Below are 26,613 nucleotides of genomic sequence, written 5' to 3'. Positions count from 1 at the left end.
AGATGGGCGCCGCTCAGGCGCGGGCGGGCCGGATGTAGTCGTCCGGCTGCCAGTAAAGTTGCTCGTCGTGCTCCACCACGGTGATGGGACGCAGCCGGCCGCCCCGGCAGGGACCGCCAGCGCATTGGCCGCTTTCGGGCACATAAACAGCGCCGTGGGTCGAGCACATGATGTAGAGCTTGCTTGACTCGAAGAACTCGCCCTGGTTCCAGTCCAGTTCGATCGGCACATGGGCGCAGCGGTTCAGATAGCCGTAGGCCTTGCCCCCGTAGCGCACCACGAAGCCGGTGGCGTCCTCGCCGCCTGCCGTGACCGGAAAGCGCACGCCGCGCCCCAGGTCTTGCACCGCGTCCGCCGCGCAGATCAGGATTTCCACGCTCTCGCTCATCAGGCGTTCTCGTTCAGCCACTGGTGCAGTTCGGCCACGGTCCTGGCCGAATACATCGGATTGCAGGCCTGCAACTGGTCGACCGGATGGGCGCCGTATTCCACCGCCACGCCGGCCGCGCCGGCATTGTTCGCCATCAGCAAGTCATGGCTGGTGTCGCCTATCATCACGGTGCGCTTCAGGTCCTGGCCCAGTTCGCGGGTCAGCTCCTGCAGCATGGCCGGGTGCGGCTTGGAGAAGGTTTCATCCGCGCAGCGCGTGGCGTCGAACATCGACAGCAGCCCGGCCGCGTTCAGCGCCCGGTTCAGCCCGACCCGGCTCTTGCCGGTGGCCACGGCCAGGAAATAGGCCTGCTGCGACAGCTCCTGCAGCATCTCGGCCACGCCCTTGAACAGCGTCAGCTCATGGTCTTTCGACAAATAGTGGTAGCGATAGCGCTCCACCATGCGCGGGTAATATTTGGGGTCGATATGGGGCATCACGGCCTGCATGGCCTCGTACAGCCCCAGGCCGATCACGTGCGAGGCCGCGTCCTCGCCGGGTATCGGCAAGGCCAGATCCTTGGCGGCGGCCTGAATGCAGCGCACGATCGTCGATGTGCTGTCCATCAACGTGCCATCCCAATCGAACACGATCAGATCAAATTGCTTTCTTGCCATGTGTTCCGGCGCTGCCTGCCACCGGCTCCTCTGCTCAGTATTATTTTATAAATTCAATGGTTTACCCAAGCTTACCAAGAATCGTTCGCACTCGGCGGCCAGCGGTGCGTTCAATGTCATGGTTTTGCCGGTTTCCGGGTGGGTAAACGTAATCTGGTGGGCATGCAGGAACATGCGCTTGAGCGCGCCACGCGTGGCATCAGCTTTCTGGAGCGCCTTGTTTAATGCGAAATCGCCGTATTTATCGTCACCTGCAATGGGGAAGCCAGAAGATGCCAGATGAACGCGGATCTGGTGAGTGCGGCCGGTTTTCAGCTCGGCTTCCAGCAAGGCGAACTGCGGATATTTCTTCAGCAGGGTAAACACGGTGTGCGAGGCCAGGCCGTCCGGCGCCACCGCCACCCGGCGCTCGCCGTCGGCGGTGGAGTACTTCTTCAACGGCGATTTCACGTGCTGGCGCGCATTCTTCCAGTCGCCCACGGCCAGGGTCAGGTAGCGCTTGTCGGTGTGGCCGTCGCGCATCTGTTCGTGCAGATTGGTCAGGGCCGACCGTTTCTTTGCCAGCAACAACAGGCCGGATGTGTCGCGGTCCAGGCGGTGCACCAGTTCCAGGAACTTGGCGTCCGGGCGCGACGCGCGCAGCTGCTCGATGACGCCGAAGGACACGCCCGAGCCGCCATGCACGGCGGTGCCGGCCGGCTTGTCGATCACCAGCAGGTGCGCATCCTCGAAGATGATGGCGAACTCGGCCGCCGGAACGTTGTTTTCCGCCTTTTCCGCCACGCGCACCGGCGGGACGCGCACCACATCACCTTGTACCAGACGGTACAACTGATCGATACGGCCCTTGTTCACACGCACTTCACCAGAGCGCAGGATGCGGTAGATATGGCTTTTCGGCACACCTTTGCAGATTCGCAACAAGTAGTTATCGATGCGCTGGCCGGCGTCTTCTTCGCCTATCGTCAGGAATTGTGCTTGCGGCAGGACCTGTGTGGGGACGGCGGCTTGCGGCTTTTGCGCCGCATTCTGGACCACGTTTCGGCCGTTCTTCCCAGAAAATCTCTCTAAGTCCTTCATTTTGAATATATAATCGTTTTGCCGCAGTTTAAGCTGCTGTACGTGTAAGAATAAAAGCACATTTTACACAGGGGCGTACCGCTGGCCTCGCTTATTTAGCAAATTCAGTGGAAATAAATGTATACGCACACTCGTGCGGTCATCAGGGTGGCGACCACTGTCGCCATCGGGTAGCGAGCACGGGTGCAGGGATTAGATTGGCTGGATTGTTAGGATAAGTCCGGCGAGCAAGCACACAGTCGTTGCTCGCTGGTTGATGAAGCTGATTACGCTTGCCGTTTTCGCCAGGCACCATACAAGATGCCATGGCTCGACGCTTTGCGCACGCCTGCCTGCTCCGCCCGCCCCGGACGATTCACCTCGTCCGGTTGGCCCGCTGGATGAATTGCAAGCAGTGCGCACACTCGGCATGACGCTCGGCCTCATGCGCCCTTTGCGGCCGCAACGCTACCGCGTTGCTGCGCCGCATGACGAGGCAAAACCCCTCCGCCTCCTTACTCCCGCGTATATCCCTGGTATCACGCCGTTCCTGCGGGAACGGCAAGAGATGGCCTTCGGGCCGCGGAGTTAATAAAAATGAAACGCATGTTGTTCAATGCGACGCAGCAAGAAGAGTTGCGCGTTGCCATCGTCGACGGTCAGAAACTGATCGACATCGACATCGAAACCGCTGGCCGTGAGCAGCGCAAGTCCAACATCTACAAAGGCGTCATCACCCGCATCGAACCGTCGCTGGAAGCGTGCTTCGTCAGCTACGGCGAAGACCGCCACGGTTTCCTGCCGTTCAAGGAAGTGGCGCGCAGCTACTTCCGCGAAGGCGTGGACGTGCGCAACGCCTCCGTCAAGGAAGCCCTGCGCGAAGGCCAGGAAATTATGGTGCAGGTGGAAAAAGAGGAGCGCGGCAATAAAGGCGCGGCCCTGACCTCCTTCATCTCGCTGGCCGGCCGCTACCTGGTCTTGATGCCGAACAATCCGCGCGGCGGCGGCGTCTCGCGCCGCGTGGAAGGCGAAGAACGCCAGGAACTGCGCGAAACCATGGACAAGCTGGACCTGCCGCAAGGCATGTCCGTGATCGCCCGCACCGCCGGCATCGGCCGCAACGTCGAAGAGCTGCAGTGGGACTTGAACTACCTGATGCAGCTGTGGCGCGCAATCGAAGGCGCCGGCAAGGCCGCCTCGGGCGCCTTCCTGATCTACCAGGAATCCTCGCTGGTCATCCGCGCTATCCGCGACTATTTCCAGCCGGACATCGGCGAAATCCTGATCGACACCGACGTCATCTACGAGCAGGCTCACCAGTTCATGAGCCACGTGATGCCGGACATGGTGCACCGCGTGAAGCGCTACAGCGACGACGTGCCGCTGTTCTCCCGCTTCCAGATCGAACACCAGATTGAAACCGCGTACTCGCGCACCGTGCCGCTGCCATCGGGCGGCGCCATCGTGATCGACCACACCGAAGCGCTGGTGTCGGTGGACGTGAACTCGGCCCGCGCCACGCGCGGCTCCGACATCGAGACCACCGCCTTCAACACCAACTGCGAAGCAGCCGAAGAAGTGGCCCGCCAGCTGCGCCTGCGCGACTTGGGCGGCCTGATCGTGATCGACTTCATCGACATGGAAGTGGCCAAGAACCAGCGCGAAGTGGAACAGCGCCTGAAGGACGCGCTGCACCACGACCGTGCCCGCGTTCAAATGGGCAAGATTTCCCGCTTCGGCCTGATGGAACTGTCGCGCCAGCGCCTGCGTCCGTCGCTGTCCGAAGGTTCGCACGTGACCTGCCCGCGCTGCTCGGGCACCGGCCACATCCGCGATACCGAATCGTCCGCCCTGCAGGTGCTGCGCATCATCCAGGAAGAGGCGATGAAGGAAAACTCGGCCACCATCCACGTGCAAGTGCCGGTGGACGTGGCAGCCTTCCTGCTGAACGAAAAGCGCGGCGAAGTGCTCAAGATCGAGAACCGCCACCGCATCAACGTGATCCTGATCCCGAACAAGCACCTGGACACGCCGCACTACAAGCTGGAGCGCATCAAGCACGACGATCCGCGCCTGGAAGACCACGCCGCCAGCTACACCATGGCCGAGCAAGCAGAAACCGACATGGCCTACAACAAGCGCCAGAAGGAAGAAGCCAAGCCGCGCCAGGAAGCCGTCGTCAAGACCATTACCCCGGCCCAGCCCGCCCCTGTGGTGGAACGCAAGCCTGCGCCCGAACCGGTCAAGCCGGCTCCGGTCGTGGCCGCGCCGGTCGAGCAAGGTTTCTTCGCCAAGCTGTTCTCCTTCTTCTCGCCGAAGAAAGAAGAGCCGGTGGCAGCGCCTGCGCCAGCACCGGCCGCCAAGCCGGGCGCCGAGCGCGGCGACCGCAACGCCCGTGGCCCGCGCGGCCGCAGCCGCAGCGGCAAGCCAGGCAGCCGCGAGCGTGAAGAACGCGAACCGGGCGTACGCGCCGGTGCAGACGAGTCCGCCAAGCCGGCGGAAGCGCGCGAAGGCCGCCCGGCCCGTCCGCCGCGTCCACCGCGCGAGCCGCGTGAAGCGCGCGAAGGCTTGCCGGCCGACGCCCAGGCCCAGCGCGCCGAGCGTCCTGAACGTGCGGAACGCCCCGAGCGCGCCGAGCGTCCGGAACGCGCCGAGCGTCCGGAGCGTGCCGAACGCACCCCGCGCCCACCGCGCGAGCCGCGCGCCGACAAGGCCACGGCCACCGAAGCCAAAGCCGAGTTCAAGGCCGATGAGCTGGCCCTGACCGCGGGCGCAGCCGCCGCAGCCGTCACCCTGACCGGCGCGCCGGCAGCGGCCGCACCGGTGGGCGATGCGCAAGTGAAAGTACCGGCCAACGCCGGCCCTGAAGGCGAAGACGGTGAAGCACTGGACGGCGAAGAGCCGCGCCGCCGCCGCCGTCGTGGCGGCCGCAACCGCAACCGCCGCGAACGCGAAGGCGCCGAGGGCGTGGAAGGCGCGGAACTGGCTGATGGCGAGTCCGCACCGGTAGTGAGCTTCACCGTGGCGCCAGCCGAAGGCGAGGCCGCCCCGGCAGCACCGGCCGCCATCCCGGCACCAGCCGATCCAACCGTGGCGGCAGACGCTCCCGCCGCCGACGCCGACCTCGGCGTTGCACACGCCCCTGTCGCCGTCGCCGCTCCGGTCGATCCGACCGTGGCAGTGGATGCGCCAGCGCCGGCAGTGGAAGCTGCTCCTGCAGCGCCGGTGGAGGTTGCACCGGTTGCACCGGTTGCAGCCGAAGCCGCAGCTGAGCCAGCCGTGGCAGCCGCCCCGGCCGAAGCAGCAGCCCAGGCGCCGGCCACGGAAGTTGCCGCCCCAGCCGTTGCCGACACCGTTGCTGAAGCACCCGCCGCAGCAGTGACGCCAGAGCCGGCTCCGGCAGCCGAGTACGCGTTCGAGCAGAAGCCGCAAAGCGCCGATTCCGCTGAAGCCGCCGTAGCAGCACCGGCCGCCCCGGCAGCCGAGCCTGCCGCCGCGCCGGCAGCAGAAGTGGCCGCGCCAGCTGTGGAAGCCGCGCCAGCCGCAGCCGCCCCGGCAGTGCAAGCCGCCGCGCCAGCCCCGGCAGCCCAGGCAGCCCCTGCTCCGGCAGCAGCCCCGGCCGCCAAGCCAGCCGACCTGAACGCGATCCTGGAAGCCGCCGGCCTGACGCTGGCAGCTACCGACCCGGCCAAGCTGCGCGCTGCGCAGGAAGCCGCGTCGCAGACCGTTACCACCCCGGTGCGCGTGCCGCGCGAACGCAAGCCGCTGCCGCCGCAAGTGGACGAGCCGCTGGTCCAGGTCGACACCCGCCGTTAAAAGCCGGGTAGCCGACTAGAAAGGGGAAGCCGCGCGCTTCCCCTTTTTCATTGGTAGTTCCATATATGCAACTGATACAGCGCATGCAAAGTGCGGTCGTGCTATCGTATCCGCATGTCTGAAAAAATCATTCTCTTCACCGACAACCGCTCGCAAGCGGCTGTCGTGCCAGCCGTCCTGCAGGCGCCCACGGGCGAGCTGCGGGACCAGCTCGCCCGTCCCCTGCACGACCTGCGCATTTCCGTCACCGACCGCTGCAATTTCCGCTGCGTCTACTGCATGCCCAAGGAAGTGTTCGACAAGGACTACAACTACCTGCCGCATTCCTCCCTGCTCAGCTTTGAAGAAATCACGCGCATCGCGCAGATCTTCATCGCGCACGGCGTGGAAAAGATCCGCCTGACCGGCGGCGAGCCGCTGCTGCGCAAAAACATCGAAAAGCTGATCGGCATGCTGGCCGAACTGAAAACCGTGCACGGCAAGCCGCTCGACCTCACGCTCACCACCAACGGCTCCCTGCTCGCCAAAAAGGCGCAGTCGCTCAAGGACGCCGGCCTGCAGCGCGTGACCGTGTCGCTGGACGCCATGGACGATGCCATCTTCAAGCGCATGAACGACGTGGACTTCGCGGTGGGCGACGTGCTGCACGGCCTGGACGTGGCGCACGGCGTGGGCCTGGGGCCCATCAAGGTCAACATGGTGGTCAAGGGCGGCATGAACGACCAGGAAATCCTGCCGATGGCGCGCTATTTCAAGGATACGCCCTATATCCTGCGCTTCATCGAGTACATGGACGTGGGCGCCTCCAACGGCTGGAAGCTGGACGAAGTGGTGCCCTCGGCCGAAGTGGCGCGCCGCATCGGCGCCGAGATGCCGATCGAGCCGGTGGCCGCCAACTACACGGGCGAAACCGCCGAGCGCTGGCGCTACCGCGACGGCGGCGGCGAGATCGGCCTGATTTCCAGCGTCACCCAGGCGTTCTGCCGGGACTGCAGCCGCGCCCGCCTGTCCACCGAGGGCAAGCTGTACACCTGTTTGTTCGCCACGCGCGGCCACGACCTGCGCGCCCTGCTGCGCAACGGCAGCAGCGATGCCGAGATCGCCGGCGCCGTCAGCCACCTGTGGCAGGCGCGCGGCGACCGCTACTCCGAGCTGCGCACCAGCCAGACGGCGGGCATCAGCCAAAAAGTCGAGATGTCTTATATCGGGGGTTAGTTTGAGCGTGAATCACAGCATTGCCGCCAGCATCACCGGCTTGATCCTGGCCGGGGGACGCGGCACCCGCATGGGCCGCGTCGACAAAGGATTGCAACCGTTCCACGGCAGCACCCTGGCCGCCCATGTGCTGCAGCGCCTGGCGCCGCAAGTGGCCAGCGTGGCCATCAGCGCCAACCGCAACCAGGGCATCTACGAGGCCATGGGCGTGCCGGTCTGGGCCGACGAACTGGCTGGCTTCGAAGGCCCGCTGGCGGGCCTGCAGACGGCGCTGCGCCGCTGCGGCACCGCCCTGCTGCTCACCGCGCCGTGCGACTCCCCCTTCCTGCCGGCCGACCTGGCCGAGCGCCTGCACGCCGCCCTGGTAGAGCAGGACGCCGACCTGGCCGTGGCCGTCACCACCGAGTCCGACGAGAGCGGCGACAGCTATCAGCGCGTGCATCCCGTCTTCAGCCTGATGAAAGCCAGCGTGCTGCCGCAGCTCACCGCCTACCTCGACAGCGGCGCGCGCCGCATGGACGGCTGGTACAAATCGGTGCGCGTAGCCGAAGTACTGTTCAGCGACGGCGCCGCCTTCCGCAACATCAACACACTGGGCGACCTGAAGGACATGGAAGCGCTGGCCGCGCGCGGCCACGGCGCCCCGGCTGCCGCCGGCTACACGCCGGACGCCATGCCGGTGGAACAGGCGCAGGCCATCATCCGCAGCCTGGTGCAGCAAATGCCGCAGGCCTCGTTGCCCGAGCGCGTGGGACTGCGCAGCGCGCTGGACCGCGTGCTGGCGGCCGACATCATCTCCCCCATCGACGTGCCTGCGCACGACAATTCCGCCATGGACGGCTACGCGCTGCGCGGCGCGGACCTGGCGGCGGACGCGCCCACTACCCTGAAGGTGGTGGGCACCGCGTACGCGGGCCATCCCGCCGCCGTGGCGGCCGGCCCGGGCGAATGCATCCGCATCATGACCGGCGCCGTCATGCCGGCCGGGCTGGACACCGTGCTGCCGCAGGAACTGGCCGCCGCCGTGGCCGATGGCCAGGTCACCGTGGCAGCCGGCAGCATCGCGCCCGGCGCCAACCGCCGCTTCCGTGGCGAAGACCTGGCGGCAGGCGCGCCGGCCCTGCGCAAAGGCAAGCGCGTACGCCCGGCCGACCTCGGCCTGATCGCCTCGCTGGGCATCGCCGAAGTGGCGGTGCAGACCCGCCTGCGGGTGGCCTACTTCTCCACCGGCGACGAGCTGCGCTCGGTGGGCGAGGCGCTGGACGCGGGCAGCATCTATGACAGCAACCGCTACACCCTGTTCGGCATGCTGCGCCGGCTCGGCTGCGAAGCCATCGACATGGGCACCGTGAAGGACGACCCGGAATCGCTGCGCGGCGCGCTGCGCAGGGCGTGCGAGCAGGCCGACGTGGTGCTGACCACGGGCGGCGTGTCGGCCGGGGCGGCCGATTACATCCGCCAGATCATGGCCGAGCTGGGCGACGTGGCGTTCTGGAAGATGGAAATGCGGCCCGGGCGGCCGATGGCCTTCGGCCGCATCGCGTCGGGCGGGCGCAGCGCGCTGCTGTTCGGCCTGCCGGGCAATCCGGTGGCGGCCATGGTGGCGTTCTACTTCTTCGCGCGCGGCGCCCTGCTGCAGATGATGGGCGCGGACGCGGCACAGCAGGCGCTGCCGGTGATGCGCGCGCGCAGCGCGGCAGCCATCCGCAAGAAGCCGGGGCGCACCGAATACCAGCGCGGCATCGTGACGGTGAACGGCAAGGGCGAGCAGGAAGTGCGCATCACCGGCGCGCAGGGCTCGGGCATTTTGCGCTCCATGTCGGAGGCCAATTGCATGGTGGTGCTGCCGGCCAGCCAGGGCGACGCGGCGCCGGGCGACCTGCTGGATGTGGTGCTGTTTGAGGGGCTGGTGTGAGCGGGCATGGCGGGTTACGCAGCCTGCGGCCGCTAACCCGCCCTACGGGGCCGCGGCAGTAAGCACAGGGCGGCGTAACCCGCCATGCCTGCGCGCCCGAAACTCACGGATCGGACGGGTCGTAATCGGCATCAGGCCCCAGCATCAGCTGCGCCGCTTCACTGGGCAGCGCTTCCACGGTCTTCAGCTTGCGCGCCATCTGGCGGCTGCGCACTTCGGCCGTTTCAATGTTGCGCGCCGCCTTTTCCAGGGTCAGCTTGGTGGCCGCCAGCACGTCGCCAAACTTGCCGAACTCGGTCTTCACCGCCCCCAGCACCTGCCACACTTCGGACGAGCGCTTCTCCAGCGCCAGCGTGCGGAAGCCCATCTGCAAACTGTTCAGCAGCGCCATCAGGGTAGACGGCCCGGCAATGCTGACCCGGTTCACGCGCTGCAAGTCGTCGGCCAAGCCCGGCCGGCGCATCACTTCCGCATACAAGCCCTCGGTGGGCAGGAACAGGATGGCGAAATCGGTGGTCTGCGGCGGCGCCAGGTATTTGTCGGCGATGGTCTTGGCCTCGCCGCGCACGGCGCGCTCCAGCTCGCGCCCGGCAGTCGCCACGCCTTCCGCGTCGGCCCGCTCGGCCGCTTCCAGCAGGCGCTCGTACTGCTCCTTGGGGAACTTGGCGTCGATCGGCATCCACACCGGCGCCCCGCCCGCCACCTGGCCCGGCAGCTTGAGCGCGAATTCCACGCGCGCATTGCTGCCCGCCACGGTTTCCACGTTCTTGGCGTACTGGTCCGGCGTGAGCACCTGCTCCAGCAGCATTTCCAGCTGCACTTCGCCCCAGGTGCCGCGCGTTTTCACATTGGTGAGCACCCGCTTCAGGTCGCCGACGCCCTGCGCCAGCAGCTGCATCTCGCCCAGGCCCTGGTGCACCCGCTCCAGCCGCTCGGACACCTGCTGGAACGACGCGCTCAGGCGCGCCTCCAGCGTGGCGTGCAGCTTCTCGTCCACCGTCTTGCGCATTTCCTCCAGCCGCGCGCCGTTGTCGGTTTGCAGCTCGCGCATCTTCACTTCCAGGGTGGCGCGCACTTCCAGCAGGCGCCGCGCGTTGGATTCGGTCAGCACCTCGATCTGGCGGCGCATGCCGTCCAGCTGCTGCACCGTGGCCGCGTGCGACTGCGCCAGGGTCTGCCCCATCTCCTGGCGCGAGGCCTGCGCCGTGGCCTGCAGCTGCATGCGCACCTCGCGCTCCACCCGTTCGATATGGGACGCCAGTTCGGCGTGGCCGCCGCCCTGGCTGCGCCCGCGCAGCAAGGCCAGGATCTGCAGCACCAGCAGGACGGCGCCCAGCGCCAGCAAAACGAGAAATTCAGTATGGTTCATGATTGCGCGCGAGAGCAGGCGAGGCGCCTTTAGGAAGGGCACCTTACCAGATTATGCCTGCCGATGAAATGCGCGCGCGGCGTTTCAGAACGTGATCGGCATCCGTACCGACAGCGATACGTCCGGCGTATCGCGCGTCAGCCCGGCGCCCACCGCCACGCTGATGGAGCGCCTGGCGTTGAAGCGGTAGGAGAAGCCGGTCACCAGGGTGCCGAGCTGGGTGCGCACCGAAGCCGGCACCGGTGCCCCGTTCTGGCGCGTGCGGGCGATCGAGCTGTGGTCATAGCCCAGGCTGAGCGAGGCTTTCTCGTTCAAGGCCAGGCCCATGCCGAAGTTGATGCCCAGCACGCCGCCCGGCGCCACGGTGCCCAGCGCTTCCATCTCGCCGTTCAGCACGCGGCGCGAGACATTCTTGCGCTTGACGTTGTGCAGATAGCTGATGCTGCCGAAGAACACCGCCGGATCGGACGGGAACAGCCAGGTCAGGCTCGGCTGCACGGCGTAAAAGCCGGAGCCGGTGGGCAGGTCCAGCGGCAGGCCGGTGCCGGAGGCGTTGCTGCCCACGCAGCGCTGCGTGCAGTCGGTAACGACCTCGAACGGGTCGCGCCCGGTGCGCGTCTTCAGGCGCAGGCCACCCACGTAATAGGCCTGGTCCGGACCGCCGTCGTTGAGCTGGCGCCGCAGCGCCACTTCCACGTCGCCCACCCCGCGCCCGCTGGTGCCGAACACGCGGTCCACCGCCGTGCCGGTAAACAGCTCGCGGCTCAGGGTGGTATCGGACCGGTAAACATAGGGCAGCTTGATCTCGGCCTCGGTGCGGCTGTCCAGCCCATAGCGCCCGGTCAGCGCCGCCGTCAGCGTGTTGCGCTTGATCTCGCGCACATCCACCAGGCCGATCAGCAGCGCCGGAATGATGGTGTAGCCAACCAGCGCCACGCGGTTGCTGGACGAGTAGCCGAACTGCAGCGAGGGCTCCAGCACCGCGTGGCCCTTGGCCGTCAGCACGCCGGGCTGCTCGAACAGCGGCGCCACTTCCGGCGGCCGGCTGTCGCCGGCTGGCGCCTGCCCCACGGGCTGCGGCTGCCCGCCCGCGCCGCGCCGCTCGGCCAGCACCGGCTGCCCTGCGGGCTGCTGGCCGGGCTGCCACGGCGGCTGCAGCGCCTGCAGCTGCTCCGCCTGCCGCGCCACCTGGGCCGTCAATTGCTGCAGCAGCCGGCGCTGCTCGTCCAGCTCGCGCTTCATGGCCTCCAGCCGCGCCGCCATCTCGGCCACCGGCGCTTCATGGTCCTGGCCTGACACTGCGCCGCCGGCAAACAGCAGCGATGCTGCGCCGAGGCACAGCTGGTGGGAGACTGCCATGATGGACGTCCTTTCTTGTGGCGGGACGTCAGCGCGCCCCGACTACGTACGCCAGGGCCTGGCGCAGGCTGCCTTCCAAATTCATGCCGCGCAGCGCCGCCAGGCTATTGACCGAGGCGCTGATGGTGGTCTGGCTGCGCAGCAGCTGGTCGTTGGCGCTGTTTTGCAGCACCAGTCCGCCCAGCGCGTTGGGCATCGCCGCTGTCAGTGCCAGGTTGCCGGCGCCGTTCTGCACCAGCGTGTAGCCGGCCGACGGCGCGCCCTGCGGCGCGGCCGCCATGCCGATGCTGAAGCTGGCGCTGGTGCTGGAGACAGTGCTGCCATTGACCGACACCAGCCGCTCTATGCCGAGCGACACCGCCAGCCCCTGGCCCTGGCCGATGTCCAGCCCGCCGCGCATGCCGTCCAGCAGCGTGTCCGCCACCGGCTGCCAGCCCGGCGGCGCGGCTTGCGTGCCGGCCGGGGCGGCGGCCAGCAGGGCCAGATACCATCCGATGTGGCGCATGGCGCCTCCTTTTGTCTAATGGTCGCCCAGGCCGTGCTTGGGCATGGTCAGCGTGGACAGGCTCTCGCGCGGCACCGCGCCGCCCAGCAAGGCGCGCGGCGCCAGGCGCCATTCGGACGGCGCGTTGAATTGCGCCTGCCGCGGCGCCGCGTGGATCACGAACAGCAGCTTGCTGCGCCACAGCGCCTCGAACCTGGCGCGGCTCATCGCACGGGTGCCGCCGGCCGGATCGCCGATCAGCACGCGGCTCTCGTCGACGCCCTTGACGACCACGAAATGGTGGTAGCCGTTCTCCTCCAGCAGCACGATGGCGGGAAAGCCTTCCTCGCGCAGCTTCTCCAGCGGCAGCGCAAACCCGTCCGCCCGAAAATCGCGCCGCTCCAGGAAGCGTTTGATGTCGAGCAGCGAGAAGCCTTCGCGGCGGATCTTCTGCTGGTCGCCGTGGCGGTACATCTCCTCGAAGGCCTGCTGCTCGGTGAGCGCGTAGCCGTAGTGGTAGGTCAGCATGGTGGCCAGCGCCGCCGAGCCGCAGCTGAAGTCGAACTGCTGCCGGATGGTGGAACTGAAGCGCGCTTCCTTCAGGCTGGTCACGCGCACCGTCATGCCGGCGCCGCCCAGCCCCGGCACCTCGGCCGCCGCGCACGGGCGCAGCGTGCCGGGCAGCGCCAGCAGCAGCGGGCACAGCAGCCACACCAGCAGAGCAAGCAGCGCGCTCATCGGAACTGCACGTTGACGATGGTGGCGTTCTGTATCAGCACGTTGGCGCCGGAATTCTGTATCACCGTGGGCAGGCCGGCGGCGTTGGCGAAAGCGCCATCGCTGATGAGATTGGCGCCGGTGACCACGTTCAAGGCCGTGTTGGCGCCCACCGTGCCGCTCAGCTTCATGTCGTTCCAGACGGTGTCGGCGCCGCCGCGCAATTGCTCAAGGCGTCCGTCATCCTGCTGGACGGCGGCGGCGAAGCCGGCCTTGCGCGGCGTGCCGGGCGCCGCCGGAGCGCGCGCCGGCAGCGCCGCGACTGCGGCGGGCGCGGCGTCCGGGGCCGCGGCCGCGCACGAGGCGCTGCAAGGCGCCGGCGGCGATGCTGCCGCCGGCAGCGCCGCCAGCGCGGCGGCCAGGCCGGCAGCGAGCCGGCAGTAAGTCGTTACAAGCATGGTGTCCTCCAGTCGGAACCTGCGCAAGGCGGTCCGGCGCACAGCGCAGCCGGACCGCCCTGGCACTACTGCATCGGATCTACTTGCCCACTGCCAGGTTGGCCTGGACGTTGACGCTTTGCTGTATCAGCGAGGAGAAGCCGTTGTTCTGGCTGACCACCATGATGCCCGCCGCCGACTGCCCGACGTTGCTCATGGTGTTGGACATGTTGAACGTGCCTGCGTTCACGCTGTTGGTGCCGCCCATGCCGCCCGTGCCGGCCGCGCCCGCACCGCCGGTGGCGCTGCCGCCGCTGTTGGTGCCGCCGCTGCCGCCCGCGCCGCCGCTGTTGCCGCCGCCGCTGCTGCCGCCCGCGCCGCCGTTGCCGGCCGTGGCGCTGCCGTTGCTTGGATCACCATTGCTGGCCATGCCGCTGCTGGCCGCGCCGCCCGCGGCACCAGCGCCGCCCGCATTCGACGCAGCGCCGCTGCTGCCGCCGCTGCCGCCGGCCGCGCCGCCCGCGCCCGCGCCGCCCGAGCTGGAGCCGTTGCCGCCGGCCGCGCCGCTGCCTGCGGCGCCGCTGCTGCCTGCCGTGGCAGCGCCGCCGGTGCTGGCCAGGCCCGCGCCCGCGCCGCCGTTGCCGCTGGCGTTGCTGCCGCCTGCCGCACCGTTGCCGGCCGTGCCGCCCGCTTCGCCGCCGGCCGCGCCTGCGCCGCCGCTGCCGCCGGCCGCGCCGCCGCCGCCGGTGCCTGCCGTGCTGGCGCCGGAATTGGCCCCGCTATCGCCGGTGCCTGCAGTGCCGCCGGTGGCGTTGCCGCTGGTGGCGCCGGCGCTCTGCGCGCCGCCCGTCGAGGTGGATGGCACCGGCGCGCCGCCCGGCATGCCGAAGTTATTGCCGTTGCTGGCACTGGCCGCGCCAGTGCTGCTGGCACCGGTGGACGAGGAGGCCGAGGCCGAGGCCGCGCCGCTGGCCGACGCGCCGCCGGCCGCGCCCCTGCCGCCGCTGCCGCCGCTGCCCCCGGCCGCGCCCGCGCCGCCGGTGGTCGGCCCGTTATTGCCGCCGTTGCCACCGGCGCTGCCCATGGCCATGCCGGTGCGCCCGCCGTTGCCGCCGTCCGCATTGCCGCCCGCGCCGCCCGCCGCCGCGCCGCCTGCGCCGCTGGCGCCGCCCATGCCGCCGCTGCCACCCGTGCCGCTGCCGCCCTCGCCGCCTGCGCCGCCCGCGCCACCGCTGCCGCCGGCACCCGCGAACCCGCTGCTGGCGCCGCTGGCCAGGCCGCCCGCGCCGCCCATGCCGCCGTTGGCGGTGCCGCTTGCCGCGCTGCCGTTGCTGGCGCTGCCGTTGCTGGCCGTGCCGCCGACGCCGCCGGCCGCGCCGTTGCCGCTGCCGGCATTCGCGCCCGCGCCGCCCCTGCCTGCAGCCAGGCCGCCCAGGGCATTGCCCCCGGCCGCGCCCGCGCCCGCGCCGCCATTGGCGTTACCGCCATTGCTGGCGGTGTTGCCGATGTTCTGGATCGCGTTGCCCGTCACCGAGCCAGTCAGTGCGCTGGTGGCCGTGGCGGACGACGTGTTGAAGGAGTTGCTCAGATTCGATGTCGCGGTGGCCCCGTTGTTGGCCGCCGCCGCGCCGCTGGCGGCCGCGCGCGCGGCGCCGGAGCTGCTGTTGTTATTATTGTTATTGTTGCTGCGGTTGTCGTTACCCTTGTTGGTGCTGTTGTCCTGGTTGGCGCTGGCGCTATCGTTGGCGGAGGCGCCGCCCGACTGGTCGACCGACGAGGTTGGCGTGGTTTGAGCGCCGGCCCCGGCGCTCAGCACCAAGGCCAGCGCGGCCGCTATGGTTGTCTTTTTCATGGTGGTTCCTTGTTGGAGAGGTGGACATTCCTTGCCAGCTGTTCTGCCTGGCTGTGATGGCTATCGCAATAACAGTGCCACCGTGCTTCCCTGCATGCCAAGGCCTTGATTTCAAACAAGAAGAGCCTCCCGCAAAGGCCGCTGGCAGCGCGCGGCGGGCGCCGGCCGGGTCCGGCCAGTCACATAAAGGTGACAGATGAGCCCGGCTATCGGGCCCGGCGCGCCCGCGTAGCCCGTGCGCCGCGCCGTTTCAGGGGTGTCACAGGAGTGGGACGGCGGCGGCCTATTTGCCGCGCAAACGGGCCGGCGAGGGAATGCCGTGCTTGGCCATGAGACGGTACAGCGTCATGCGCGACACGCCCAGTTCCTGCGCGATCAATGTGACACTCTTGCCGTTGCCCAGGCTGGATTCGATGGCGGAGCGCTCGGCGCGCACCCGCACCCGGCCCAGGCGCTCGCCGTCCGCGCTGGGGACGGGGCCGGCCAGCATCAGGTCGGCCGGCTGTATCAGCCGCCCCTCGGCCATCACCATGGCGCGCCGCACCCGGTTGATCAGTTCGCGCACATTGCCGGGCCAGTCGTGCGCCTGCAGCGCGGCCAGCGCGCCCATGCTGAAGCCTTTCAGCCGCGGCGCCCGCTCAGCGGCAAACTTGCGGAAGAAGTGATCGGCCAGCGGTGCCAGGTCCTCCTTGCGCCGGCGCAGCGGCGGCACGTCGAGCGACAGCACATTCAGGCGGTAATACAAGTCTTCGCGGAACGTTCCTTTCGCCACCGACGCCTCCAAATCGACATGGGTGGCCGCCACCACCCGCGCATCGACGGCCACGCTGCGCGTGGCGCCCAGCCTGGTGACCGATTTCTCCTGCAAGAAGCGCAGCAGCGACGATTGCTGCTCCAGCGGCAAGTCGCCTATCTCGTCGAGAAAGACCGAACCGCCATTGGCCGACTCCAGCAGGCCGCATTTCTCGCGCGCGGCGCCGGTAAAAGCGCCGCGCTCGTAGCCGAACAGCTCCGACTGCAGCAGCGACGGCGCGATGGCAGCGCAGTTGATGGGGACGAAAGGCCCGCCCGCGCGGGCCGAATGGTCATGCACGGCGCGCGCCACCAGCTCCTTGCCGGTGCCGCTCTCGCCGCGCACCAGCACCGGCGCGCTGGCCGCCGCCACCCGCGTGATCTGCTGGCGCAGCCGCAGGATCTCCTTGCTGTGCCCCAACAGCGGCATGCGCGGCGGGACGCCGCTGCAAGGTATGCAGTTGCGCAGCGCCGCCACGCCCTGGGCGTGACCCAAGGTGTGGGCCAGGCGGAACACATCGACCGGGGTGGTGTGGAAATCGCTGCAATGCTCGTGCACCAGTTCCCGGTAGGGCGCCAGCTGCATCGCGGTAGGATGGCAGATGGCGATCCACTGCACTTCCCAATGCTTGCGCAGGAAGGCGGCCAGGCTGTCGAGCGTGCCGGCGCCCGCGCACAGCATCACCACGCCCACCGCAAGCGGCGCTTCCAGCAACAGCCGCTCCGCCACCGGCAGTTCCGATGCCACCACCACCTCCCATCCGGGCGCGCTGCGCACAAACTCCCCACCGGCGGCGGCATCGCCAATGGAAATACACAGCAGGGCTTTGGTGGACATGGTAATGCAGCCTTTATTCCTGACCATAACCTGCGGAATGTTACATACCGTGCACGCGCCTGCGGTTGTTTTCCCGTCGCAAATCCGAAACTATTATAAAAATAGCTATTTTTAACTCATCATTGAAAATCCATAGCAATATGCAATCATTCGATGAATTATTACCCTAACCCATTCGGCAAATGCTTGAAATACCTGGCAGCGTATGGCAAACCGGCGCACGTGGCAGTCAGAGTCCAGTGCATCGGCATCGGCGCCGCGCTGTCCGGCCGGCGCCAGCCCCGGACGATAGCGGCGGACGGCAAGAATTGACACACCATTTTCAGTGCAATCCGCACTGCTGCCGTGTTTATATAAATCGCCCGCAGCCAGGGCGGCGGGCGAATTGTGACTTTGGTTGAATTTATATTAATTCCAGCCAGGCGATTTTATTATCCGCACACACGGATAGCGGAAAATAAAATTAATATCAGTCATCGAGGGTTGCGCATGAGTAAATGCAAATGGCGCGACGGAACTCAGTGCGGATGATTGCGCATCCAGTCGGCCGTCTGGTAGAACGATTCCATCAGCCGCAGGCGCAGCGCCTCGGTAATGCCCACGTCCTCCATGGCCCAGGCCATGGCGCGCAGCCATTGGTCGCGCTCGCTGGTGCCGATAGGGAACGGCAAATGGCGCGCGCGCAGGCGCGGATGGCCGAACCGCTCGACAAAGGCGTCCGGCCCGCCCATCCAGCCGGACAGGAACCAGAACAGCTTGTCGCGCGAGCCCTCCGTGCTGGGCGGATGCAGGGCGCGGATGCCGGCGAATTCCGGTTCCAGCTCCATCAAGTCGTAAAAGCGGTCCACCATTTCGCGCAGCTTGCTTTCGCCGCCTATGGTGTCATACAGGGATTGTGGCTCATTCATAAGCTCAATCATAGCCTACGCAGCAAAAGCTTGATATTGGTCAAACGTCAAAGCCGTGTTTCAGGCGAAACTTCTCCTTTGATCAATAGTTCCGAAACAAATGAAACTGCCCATTTACGCCCACCCCACACTTACCGTCCTGGTGGACGACGGCAGCGCTTTCCTGCAGGACCTCGCCGCCCGGCCCCGCGCGCGCAAGATCTTTCACCAGGCCGACGCGGCGCTGGCCTGGCTGATGCAAAGCCCGCGCCACGCGCGCGCGCCGCTGCGCGTGAACCACGACTTGCCACCCTGCAGCGTGACGGTGGACGTGGAAGGCATTTTCCGCATCAGCAGCCGGCGCGAGCGCTTTGCCGTGCCGTCCGTGGTGGTGGTGGATTTCTACATGCCGCACATGAACGGCCTGGACTTTTGCCGCGCCCTGCAATACCTGCCGTGCAAGAAGATCCTGCTGGTCGACTCGGCCGAGGAGCGCCTGGCCATCGACGCCATGCACGACGGCCTGATCGACCGCTACCTGTGCAAGCAGGACGCCGGCGCGTCGCAGCTGCTGGAGCGCCAGATCGAACAGATGGAGCGGGCCTGGTTCCTGGACCGGGAGCGGGTGGCGCACGACCTGCTGGCCATGCACGCCTACAGTTTCCTGCAATGCCCGCGCGTGGCCGAGGTGGTGCGCCAGCTATACCGGCGCCACGGCTTTGTGGAGCACTACATTTTCCCGCAGCCGAGCGGCATCTTGCTGATCGACGGCGCCGGCGGCGCGCAGCTGATGGTCGTGGAAACCGAGGCGGGCATGCGGGCGCACTACGAGATCGCGCGCGACAGCGGCGCCCCGCGCCCCCTGTTGCAAGCGCTGGCGCTGCGCGAGGTGCTGCCCTTCTTCAACCATGTGGGCCGCGACGGCATGTATGACAAGGCCATCGGCGGCAGCTGGCAGCGCTACTGCCGCGAGCCGCAAGTGTGCCACGGCGACGAGACGTATTACTGGGCCCTGTTCGCGCTGCCGAGCAGCTACCTGCCCGAGCCCCCCTACACGCACGCGCAGTACATGCGCGAAGCCGCATAGCATTTCCGCCGTCACGCGGCGGCGCCGCACCGTAGGGCGGATTAGCGGCAAAGCCGCGTAATCCGCCGTCACGCCTCGCGCAAGGTTTGCAGCGGTGGCTTGCGCAGCACGCCGCGCAGGCCCAGCCAGCCGCCGGCGATGGCGCACAAAGCGCCCACGGCCAGCCCCGCCAGCCACACGCCCGGATTGAAGGCCCACTCGAACTTGAACTGATAAGTCGCCAGCCCCCAGCCCATGGCCGCCGCGCCGCTCGCCGCCAGCAGGCCGGCCAGCGCGCCCACCAGCGTGAACTCGATCAGCTGCGCCTGCGACAGCTGCTTGCGGGTGGCGCCCAGCGCGCGCAGCAGGCCGGCCTCGCGGGTGCGCTCATCCTGCGACCCCATCAGCGCCGCATACAGCACCAGCACGCCGGACAGCAAGGTGAAGCCAAACAGGAACTCCACCGCCATGATCACCTGGTCCAGCACCGACTGCACCTGGCGCAGCACACTGCCCACGTCGACGATGGTCAGGTTGGGAAAGTCGCGCGTCAAGGCATTGCCAAGCGCCGCCTGCGCCTTCGGCAGGTGGAAGGCGGTGATCCAGCTTTGCGGCGTGTCCGCCATGGCCTTGGGATTGATGATGACGAAGAAGTTCACGCGCATCGAGCCCCACTCCAGCTTGCGCAGGCTGGTGATCTTCGCCTCCACCGGCGAGCCGGCGATATCGAAGCGCATGGTGTCGCCCAGCTTCAGGCGCAGGGTCTTGGCGAGGCCCTCCTCCACCGACGCTTCCGCCGCGCCGGCCGGCATGGCGGCGTCGTCGAACCACTTGCCCGCCGCGATACGGTTCCCCTCCTGCATGGCCTGCATGGTGGACAGGTTGAACTCGCGGTCCGCCAGGCCGCGCGCGCGGTCTTCGGTGTAGGTAGCGGCGGTGATGGCCTCGCCGTTCACGGCCACCAGGCGGCCCCGTATCATCGGATACAGCGGCGCGTTCACCACGCCGGCGCTGGCTAGCCGCTTCGCGATCTCCTCCTTCTGTTCGGGCTGGATATTGATGATGAAGCGGTTCGGCGCATCGGCCGGGGTGGCATTGCGCCAGGCCGTCATCAGGTCGCCGCGCACCACGGTCAGCAGCAGCAAGGCCATCAGGCCCAGCGCCAGCGACACGATCTGGATCACGGTAGCGCCGGGTCGGCGCTGCAGCGACGTCACTGCGAAGCGCCAGGCCTGGTGGCTGGAGGCGCCGCGCAGGGACTTCAGCGATTTCAAGCCCAGCCAGCCCACCAGCGCGAAGACCGCGAACGCGCCCAGGAAACCGGCCGCAGTCAGCAGCGCCAGCTGGGCGTCGCCGGCCTGCCACAGGAGCAGCAGCACAAAGCTGCCCAGGCCCAGGCCGTAGGTAGCCAGCGCCATCGGCTGCGGGCCGGCCGCCTCGCGCCGGATCACGCGGTTGTGCGGCACATTGCGCAGCTGCAGGATGGGCGGCAGCGCGAAGCCGGCCAGCAGCAGCATGCCGGTGGCCACGCCCTGCAGCGCGGGGCGGATACTGGCCGGCGGCAGGTCGTTCGCCACCAGCTTGCCGAGCGCTTCGAGCAGCACGAAATGGCTGGCGAAACCGATCGCCACGCCGATCACGCTGCCGGCCAGGCCGACCAGCAGGAATTCGATCAGATACATGGCCGTGGCCTGGTTCTGCGTCAGGCCCAGGCAGCGCAGCATGGCGCAGGCGTCCAGGTGACGCATCATGAAGCGGCGCGCGGCCATGGCCACGGCCACCGCCGCCAGCATGGCCGACAGCAGACCCACCAGCGACAGGAAGCGGTCGGCGCGCTCCAGCGTGGAGCGCATCTCGGGCCGGCCCGCTTCCAGCGAATCGACGCGCACGCCTTTTACGCCGCCCTGGTCGATGGCCGCGCGCAGCCAGGTCTCGTAGTCTTTCACGTCGCCGCCGCGCTGCGGCGGCGCCGCCAGCAGCAGGCGGTAGGTCACGCGCGCGCCGGGCTGCACCAGGCCGGTGGCCGCCAGGTCGGGCAGCGCCAGCATCACGCGCGGCGCGAAGTTCATGAAGGATGCGCCCCGGTCCGGCTCGGCGGCGATCAGGCGCACCACCTTGAAGTGCTTGTCGCCCAGCTTGATGTCCTCGCCCACGCCCACCTGCAGCGCGGTCAGCAGGCCGGCGTCCACCCACACGGTGCCGGGCTCGGGCACGTCGGCGGCCGGCACGCCGACGCCGTCATTGGCCTGCTCGGGATCGGTGCTGGTCTTCACGCGGCCGCGCAGCGGATAGCCGCTGCTGACCGCCTTCAGCGACACCAGCTGCGACAGCGCCGCCTCGCCCTCGCCGGCCTGTGCCATGCTGGGGAAAACCACCGTGTCGGCCAGCGCCAGGCCGCGCCGCTGCGCCTCCGCGCGCCAAGCCGGGTCCACCGGCTGGTCCGCGTTGACCACCATGTCCGCGCCCAGCAGCTGGTGCGCGTCGCGCTCCAGCGCCGCACGCAGGCGGTTGATGAAGAAGCCGGACGCCGACAGCGCCGACACGGCCACCACCAGCGCCACCAGCAGGAAGCGCAACTGCCCCGCGCGCCAGTCGCGCAAGGTCATGCGTAAAGCCAGTTTGAACATATCACCCTCCAGATACCCTAGCGAGCTGAGCCGCATTTCCCCCCACTTCGGGGTCAGACCCCGATGTCGCGCAAATGCGGCTTAGGCTGCTTCCTTGTGTCAAGCAAATTTGAGCCAAATTGATGCCGTTGGGCAGGAGCGGGGGCGCCAGATACATGGCCCCCGGCCACGGGATTCTGCGGCAGGCCAAGTCCGCAAACCCTTTACTGAAGCCAGTTTGAGCATGGCAGTGCTCCAAACAGCCTGGCGAGCTGTGCCGCATTTTCCGCACTTCGGGGTCTGACCCCGAAGTGCGGAAAATGCGGCACAGGCTGCTTCTACATGGGACGTCGTTATGCGGGGACGGCGGCGAAGAAGGCGTCGACTTCGGCCAGGAATTTCTGCTTCTGGTCCGCCGGCAGGAAGGACGCTTCGAAGCTGTTGCGGGCCAGGCGCCTGGCGTGCGACAGGCCCAGCGGCAGCGCCTCGAAGGTGGCGATGAAGTTGTCGTTCAGGTAGCCGCCGAAGTAGGCCGGGTCGTCCGAATTGACCGTGGCCATCAGGCCGGCGTCCAGCAGCTGTACCAGGTTGTGGTCCTGCATCTGGTCGAACACGCGCAGCTTGGTGTTCGACAGCGGGCACACCGTCAGCGCGATCTGCTCGCGCGCCACGCGCGCCGTCAGGGCGGCGTCTTCCAGCACGCGCACGCCGTGGTCGATCCGTTCCACGTGCAGCACGTCCAGCGCGGACTCGATGTAGGCCGGCGGGCCTTCCTCGCCGGCGTGCGCCACCAGGTGCAGGCCGAGTTCCTTGCAGCGGGCGAACACGCGCGCGAACTTTTCCGGCGGGTGGCCCACTTCGGACGAGTCCAGGCCCACGCCGATGATCTTGTCCAGGTGCGGCAGCGCCGCGTCCAGCGTGGCCAGCGCGTCTTCTTCGGACAGGTGGCGCAGGAAGCACATGATCAGGGTGGCGCTGACCGGGCTGTCCTGGCAGGCCCGGTGGATGCCGTTGAACACGGTGGCCATGTCCACGCCGCGCGCGGTGTGCGTCTGCGGGTCGAAGAAAATCTCGGCGTGGCGCACGTTGTCCGCCGCCGCCTTCTGCAGGTAGGCCGCGGTCATGTCGTAGAAGTCCTGCTCCTGCAGCAGCACGCTGGCGCCGGCGTAGTAGATGTCGAGGAAGGATTGCAGGTCGGTGAAGGCGTAGGCTGCGCGCAGCGCGTCCACCGAGGCGTAGGGCAGCGTCACGCCGTTGCGTTCGGCCAGCGCGAAAATCAGCTCCGGCTCCAGCGAACCTTCGATATGGATGTGCAGTTCTGCCTTGGGCATGGTTTGCACCACGGTGCGTAGCTGGTTGTTCATCGGCTTTCTTTCATGTGTATCGCAATGCGGCCATCTTAACGGCAAAGCAAAATGCGCGCACGGTTTGCAGAGGTGTCGGCATGACCGCTTCAGCCGTGCTAATGTGGCACGAAAGCACCGGAAAAACGCCTGAAAAACCACTGGAAATTTAGGTTTTTCGACAATTTTCCACTTTAAAATCAATAAGTTGCACAAACTATCTAAGTAAGTTACGACATACCTTTTGACTTCCTGAACCAATAGAGCAATAATAAATTTCATAGACGTAAGATGCGTTTCGACATACACACAAACATGCCGGCAAAAGTCCACCGCACGGCCACAAAGTTCAGCTCCGAGGTACGGGCAATCCGTACCAGCGCAGGCAGCTGGCAACCACAACGAAGAACACCAACAAAAATAATGCAGGGAGCAGGTATCGATTAAGGCAAGGGCCAGCAGCCGTCTTGACTGCCGACCAGGTGACTAGCAGGTTTACATCAAAGGACATTCAAATGACCATTTTTGACAACTACGCAGCACGGTACGAGCGCACCAAGGAAGAGGAAATGTCGATGACAGAATACCTCGCGCTATGCAAGAAGGACAGGCTGACCTATGCCACCGCGCCGGAGCGGATGCTGGCCGCCATTGGCGAACCGACCCTGGTCGACACCCGCAACGATACGCGGCTGTCGCGCATCTTCGCCAACAAGGTCATCAAGATCTACCCGGCCTTCCGCGAGTTCTACGGCACCGAGGAAGTGATCGAGCAAGTGGTGTCCTTCTTCCGCCATGCCGCGCAGGGCCTGGAGGAACGCAAGCAGATCCTGTACCTGCTGGGTCCGGTGGGCGGCGGCAAGTCGTCCATCGCGGAAAAGCTCAAGTCGCTGATGGAACAAGTGCCCTTCTATTGCCTGAAAGGCTCGCCGGTCAACGAGTCGCCGCTGGGGCTGTTCAACGAGGCCGAGGACGGCACCATCCTGGAAGAGGACTACGGCATCCCGCGCCGCTACCTGCGCAACATCCCCAGCCCGTGGGCGGTCAAGCGCCTGCACGAGTTCAACGGCGACATCAACCAGTTCCGCGTGGTCAAGCGCTACCCGTCCATCCTGAAGCAGATCGCCATCTCGAAAACCGAGCCGGGCGACGAGAACAACCAGGACATTTCCTCGCTGGTGGGCAAGGTCGACATCCGCAAGCTGGAAGACTACGCGCAGGACGATCCGGACGCCTACAGCTACTCCGGCGGCCTGTGCCTGGCCAACCAGGGCCTGATGGAATTCGTCGAGATGTTCAAGGCCCCCATCAAGGTGCTGCACCCGCTGCTGACGGCCACCCAGGAAGGCAACTACAAGGGCACCGAGGGCTTCGGCGCGATTCCCTTCGACGGCATCATCCTGGCGCACTCCAACGAGTCCGAGTGGAAGGCCTTCAAGAACAACCGCAACAACGAGGCATTCCTCGACCGTATCTACATCGTCAAGGTGCCCTACTGCCTGCGCGTGACCGACGAGATCAAGATCTACGACAAGCTGCTGGTGAATTCCTCGCTGGAGAAGGCGCCGTGCGCGCCCGGCACGCTGAAGATGATGGCGCAGTTCGCCATCCTGTCGCGCCTGAAGGACCCGGAGAATTCCTCCATCTTCAGCAAGATGCTGGTGTACGACGGCGAGAACCTGAAGGACACCGATCCCAAGGCCAAGTCCATCCATGAATACGCGGATTACGCCGGCGTGGACGAGGGCATGAGCGGGCTGTCGACGCGCTTCGCCTTCAAGATCCTGTCCAAGGTGTTCAACTTCGACACCACCGAAGTGGCGGCCAACCCGGTGCACCTGCTGTACGTGCTGGAGCAGCAGGTCGAGCGCGAGCAGTTCCCGCCGGAGACCGAGCAGAAATACTTCTCCTATATAAAGGAGCACCTGGCCCAGCGCTACGTGGAGTTCATTGGCAAGGAGATCCAGACCGCCTACCTGGAAAGCTATTCCGAGTACGGCCAGAACATCTTCGACCGCTACGTGACCTTTGCCGACTTCTGGATCCAGGACCAGGAATACCGCGACCCGGACACCGGCGAGAGCTTCGACCGCGAATCGCTGAACAACGAGCTGGAGAAGATCGAGAAGCCGGCCGGGATCTCGAACCCGAAAGACTTCCGCAACGAGATCGTCAACTTCGGCTTGCGCGCGCGCGCCAACAACGGCGGCAAGAATCCGGCCTGGACCAGCTACGAGAAATTCCGCACCGTGATCGAGAAGAAGATGTTCTCCAACACGGAGGAGCTGCTGCCGGTGATCTCGTTCAACGCCAAGGCCAGCGCCGAGGACGCCAACAAGCACGCCGACTTCGTGGCGCGCATGGTGGAAAAAGGCTACACCGCGAAACAGGTGCGCTTGCTGTGCGAGTGGTATCTGCGCGTGAGGAAGTCATCCTAAGCCGGCGGTGCGATAATACGGAGCAGGGGCGGCGCGCCGGCATCGGCGAGCGCCCTCTTCCGACGCCGGATACTATGTAGCAGCAGGAGGCACTTTGACTTACCTCATTGATCGTCGTTTGCAAGGCAAGAACAAGTCCGCGGTCAACCGCGAACGGTTCTTGCGGCGTTACAAGGGCCAGATCAAGGACGCGGTGGGACGGGCCATCAAGGGCCGCTCGATCACCGACGTCGAGAATGGCGAAAAAGTTTCCATTCCCGTCAAGGACGTGAACGAGCCATCGTTCGGCCATGCCCATGGCGGCGTGTGGGAAGTGATCAACCCGGGCAACCAGGAATACCAGAAGGGCGACCAGATCGCGCGGCCGAAAGGCGGCGGCGGGTCCGGGCGCGGCAAGGCCGGCAATAGCGACCAGACCAGCGAAGACGATTTCATCTTCGAGCTGTCGCGCGAAGAATTCATGAACTATTTCTTCGAGGACCTGGAGCTGCCCAACCTGGTCAAGACCCAGCTGACCGCCACCACCGAGTTCAAGAACCAGCGCGCCGGCTACACCGTGTCAGGCACGCCGTCCAACATCCACGTGCTGCGCTCGCTGCGCGGCGCGCTGGGCCGGCGCATCGCCGTGGGCGGCAGCTCGCGCAAGCGGCTGCTGGAAGCCGAGCGCGAACTGCAGGCCCTGCTTGAAGCGGGCGCGCCGATGGAAGATCCCTACGTGGTGGAGCTGCGCAAGCTGATCCACCACCTGCACACGCGGCTGCTGGCCATCCCCTATATCGACCCGTTCGACTTGCGCTACAGCAACCGGGTAAAAGTGCCCAAGCCCATGACGCAGGCAGTGATGTTCTGCATCATGGACGTGTCGGGCTCCATGGACGAGAGCCGCAAGGACACCGCCAAGCGCTTCTTCATCCTGCTGTACCTGTTCCTCAAGCGCGTGTACGACAAGATCGAAGTGGTCTTCATCCGCCACCACACGGCCGCGGCCGAGGTGAGCGAGGATGAATTCTTCCACTCGCGCGAATCGGGCGGCACGGTGGTGTCGTCGGCGCTGCACCTGCTCAACAAGATCATCGACGAGCGCTTTGGCGCCGGCCAGTGGAACAGCTACGTGGCCCAGGCGTCCGACGGCGACAACTGGGACAACGACTCGCTGCTGTGCAAGCAGCTGCTGGTCAACACCATCATGCCCAAGGTGCAGTACTACACCTATGTCGAGATCACGGACGGGCCGCCGCAAAACCTGTGGGAGCAGTACGCCCAGGTGCCGGACATGCACCCGCACTTCGCCATGCAGAAAATCGTCACGCCGGCCGACATCTATCCGGTGTTCCGCGAACTGTTCAAGAAGCAGCCTAAATAAACGGCCACGA

20 protein-coding genes are annotated in these 26,613 nt (G+C 66.7%); 7 read left to right on the top strand and 13 right to left on the bottom strand.

All coding sequences use genetic code 11. The features are described from left to right. Window positions 1-13: 13 nt before the first annotated feature. The 3 genes from ASC94_RS10170 to ASC94_RS10160 are packed head-to-tail and all read right to left on the bottom strand — an operon-like array spanning window position 14 to window position 2,127. On the bottom strand, window positions 14-388 hold the full coding sequence (locus ASC94_RS10170) for a Rieske 2Fe-2S domain-containing protein (protein WP_056393922.1): 375 nt from the start codon (window positions 386-388) through the stop codon (window positions 14-16). Continuing rightward, window positions 388-1,047: an HAD-IIIA family hydrolase gene (locus tag ASC94_RS10165; protein ID WP_056393921.1), complete on the bottom strand. Its 660-nt coding sequence runs from the start codon at window positions 1,045-1,047 to the stop codon at window positions 388-390. Before ASC94_RS10165 ends, ASC94_RS10170 begins: the two co-directional genes overlap by 1 nt. A gap of 45 nt (window positions 1,048-1,092) precedes the next feature. Then, entirely contained in the window at window positions 1,093-2,127 is a 1,035-nt protein-coding gene (locus ASC94_RS10160) for an RluA family pseudouridine synthase (protein ID WP_056393920.1), read from the bottom strand. 576 nt (window positions 2,128-2,703) lie between these two features. Between ASC94_RS10160 and ASC94_RS10155 the strand changes: the two genes are divergently transcribed. The 3 genes from ASC94_RS10155 to glp all read left to right on the top strand — a co-directional run bounded on the left by ASC94_RS10155 (window position 2,704) and on the right by glp (window position 9,052). Further along, window positions 2,704-5,922: an Rne/Rng family ribonuclease gene (locus ASC94_RS10155; RefSeq protein ID WP_056393918.1), complete on the top strand. Its 3,219-nt coding sequence runs from the start codon at window positions 2,704-2,706 to the stop codon at window positions 5,920-5,922. Between the two features lie 114 nt (window positions 5,923-6,036). Continuing rightward, window positions 6,037-7,137, top strand: a complete 1,101-nt coding sequence (moaA, locus tag ASC94_RS10150) for a GTP 3',8-cyclase MoaA (RefSeq protein WP_056393916.1) — start codon at window positions 6,037-6,039, stop codon at window positions 7,135-7,137. A gap of 7 nt (window positions 7,138-7,144) precedes the next feature. Then, entirely contained in the window at window positions 7,145-9,052 is a 1,908-nt protein-coding gene (glp, locus tag ASC94_RS10145) for a gephyrin-like molybdotransferase Glp (protein WP_307718834.1), read from the top strand. 103 nt (window positions 9,053-9,155) lie between these two features. On the opposite strand, the gene ASC94_RS10140 is transcribed toward glp, so the two are convergent. The 7 genes from ASC94_RS10140 to ASC94_RS10110 form a co-directional block, all read right to left on the bottom strand. After that, a complete protein-coding gene (locus tag ASC94_RS10140; RefSeq protein WP_056393914.1) occupies window positions 9,156-10,421 on the bottom strand; it encodes a DNA recombination protein RmuC in 1,266 nt (421 codons plus the stop codon). Window positions 10,422-10,505: 84 nt separating this feature from the next. Beyond that, window positions 10,506-11,780 (bottom strand): acetate kinase, encoded by a 1,275-nt coding sequence (locus ASC94_RS10135; protein ID WP_229417230.1) that lies wholly within the window; start codon window positions 11,778-11,780, stop codon window positions 10,506-10,508. 28 nt (window positions 11,781-11,808) lie between these two features. After that, window positions 11,809-12,285 carry a hypothetical protein gene (locus tag ASC94_RS10130; protein WP_056393912.1) on the bottom strand — a complete coding sequence of 159 codons (477 nt, stop codon included), beginning with the start codon at window positions 12,283-12,285 and terminating at the stop codon, window positions 11,809-11,811. A gap of 15 nt (window positions 12,286-12,300) precedes the next feature. Then, window positions 12,301-13,002: a C39 family peptidase gene (locus tag ASC94_RS10125; RefSeq protein ID WP_056393910.1), complete on the bottom strand. Its 702-nt coding sequence runs from the start codon at window positions 13,000-13,002 to the stop codon at window positions 12,301-12,303. Next, window positions 12,999-13,439, bottom strand: a complete 441-nt coding sequence (locus ASC94_RS10120; RefSeq protein ID WP_056393908.1) for a hypothetical protein — start codon at window positions 13,437-13,439, stop codon at window positions 12,999-13,001. Before ASC94_RS10120 ends, ASC94_RS10125 begins: the two co-directional genes overlap by 4 nt. Before the next feature lie 79 nt (window positions 13,440-13,518). Continuing rightward, window positions 13,519-15,270: a hypothetical protein gene (locus ASC94_RS10115; RefSeq protein ID WP_056393907.1), complete on the bottom strand. Its 1,752-nt coding sequence runs from the start codon at window positions 15,268-15,270 to the stop codon at window positions 13,519-13,521. Between the two features lie 283 nt (window positions 15,271-15,553). Next, the gene (locus ASC94_RS10110; RefSeq protein ID WP_082616382.1) at window positions 15,554-16,900 is read right to left on the bottom strand and encodes a sigma-54 dependent transcriptional regulator; all 1,347 of its coding nucleotides are present in this window, start codon (window positions 16,898-16,900) and stop codon (window positions 15,554-15,556) included. Window positions 16,901-17,086: 186 nt separating this feature from the next. On the opposite strand from ASC94_RS10110, the gene ASC94_RS34010 reads away from it, so the two are divergent. Next, the gene (locus tag ASC94_RS34010; RefSeq protein ID WP_267875098.1) at window positions 17,087-17,212 is read left to right on the top strand and encodes a hypothetical protein; all 126 of its coding nucleotides are present in this window, start codon (window positions 17,087-17,089) and stop codon (window positions 17,210-17,212) included. A 206-nt stretch (window positions 17,213-17,418) separates the two neighbouring features. On the opposite strand, the gene ASC94_RS10105 is transcribed toward ASC94_RS34010, so the two are convergent. Continuing rightward, window positions 17,419-17,808, bottom strand: coding sequence for a group II truncated hemoglobin (locus tag ASC94_RS10105; RefSeq protein WP_373888106.1), 390 nt, complete (start codon window positions 17,806-17,808; stop codon window positions 17,419-17,421). A gap of 100 nt (window positions 17,809-17,908) precedes the next feature. Here ASC94_RS10105 and ASC94_RS10100 point away from each other — a divergent pair, with 100 nt between their 5' ends. Next, the gene (locus tag ASC94_RS10100) at window positions 17,909-18,874 is read left to right on the top strand and encodes a response regulator (protein ID WP_056393903.1); all 966 of its coding nucleotides are present in this window, start codon (window positions 17,909-17,911) and stop codon (window positions 18,872-18,874) included. A 68-nt stretch (window positions 18,875-18,942) separates the two neighbouring features. Here ASC94_RS10100 and ASC94_RS10095 read toward each other — a convergent pair whose 3' ends face one another. Next, the gene (locus ASC94_RS10095; RefSeq protein WP_056393901.1) at window positions 18,943-21,480 is read right to left on the bottom strand and encodes an ABC transporter permease; all 2,538 of its coding nucleotides are present in this window, start codon (window positions 21,478-21,480) and stop codon (window positions 18,943-18,945) included. Window positions 21,481-21,812: 332 nt separating this feature from the next. After that, a complete protein-coding gene (locus ASC94_RS10090) occupies window positions 21,813-22,823 on the bottom strand; it encodes an adenosine deaminase (RefSeq protein ID WP_056393899.1) in 1,011 nt (336 codons plus the stop codon). Window positions 22,824-23,317: 494 nt separating this feature from the next. On the opposite strand from ASC94_RS10090, the gene ASC94_RS10085 reads away from it, so the two are divergent. Together ASC94_RS10085 and ASC94_RS10080 are read left to right on the top strand one after the other, a co-directional pair. After that, a complete protein-coding gene (locus tag ASC94_RS10085) occupies window positions 23,318-25,240 on the top strand; it encodes a PrkA family serine protein kinase (protein ID WP_056393897.1) in 1,923 nt (640 codons plus the stop codon). 94 nt (window positions 25,241-25,334) lie between these two features. Next, window positions 25,335-26,603, top strand: a complete 1,269-nt coding sequence (locus ASC94_RS10080; RefSeq protein WP_056393895.1) for a YeaH/YhbH family protein — start codon at window positions 25,335-25,337, stop codon at window positions 26,601-26,603. Window positions 26,604-26,613: the final 10 nt, after the last annotated feature.

The organism is Massilia sp. Root418, from assembly GCF_001425265.1.
Classification (GTDB): domain Bacteria; phylum Pseudomonadota; class Gammaproteobacteria; order Burkholderiales; family Burkholderiaceae_D; genus Rugamonas.
The sequence above is the reverse complement of the archived record's forward strand: the minus strand, read 5'-3'. Positions and strand labels throughout refer to the sequence as shown.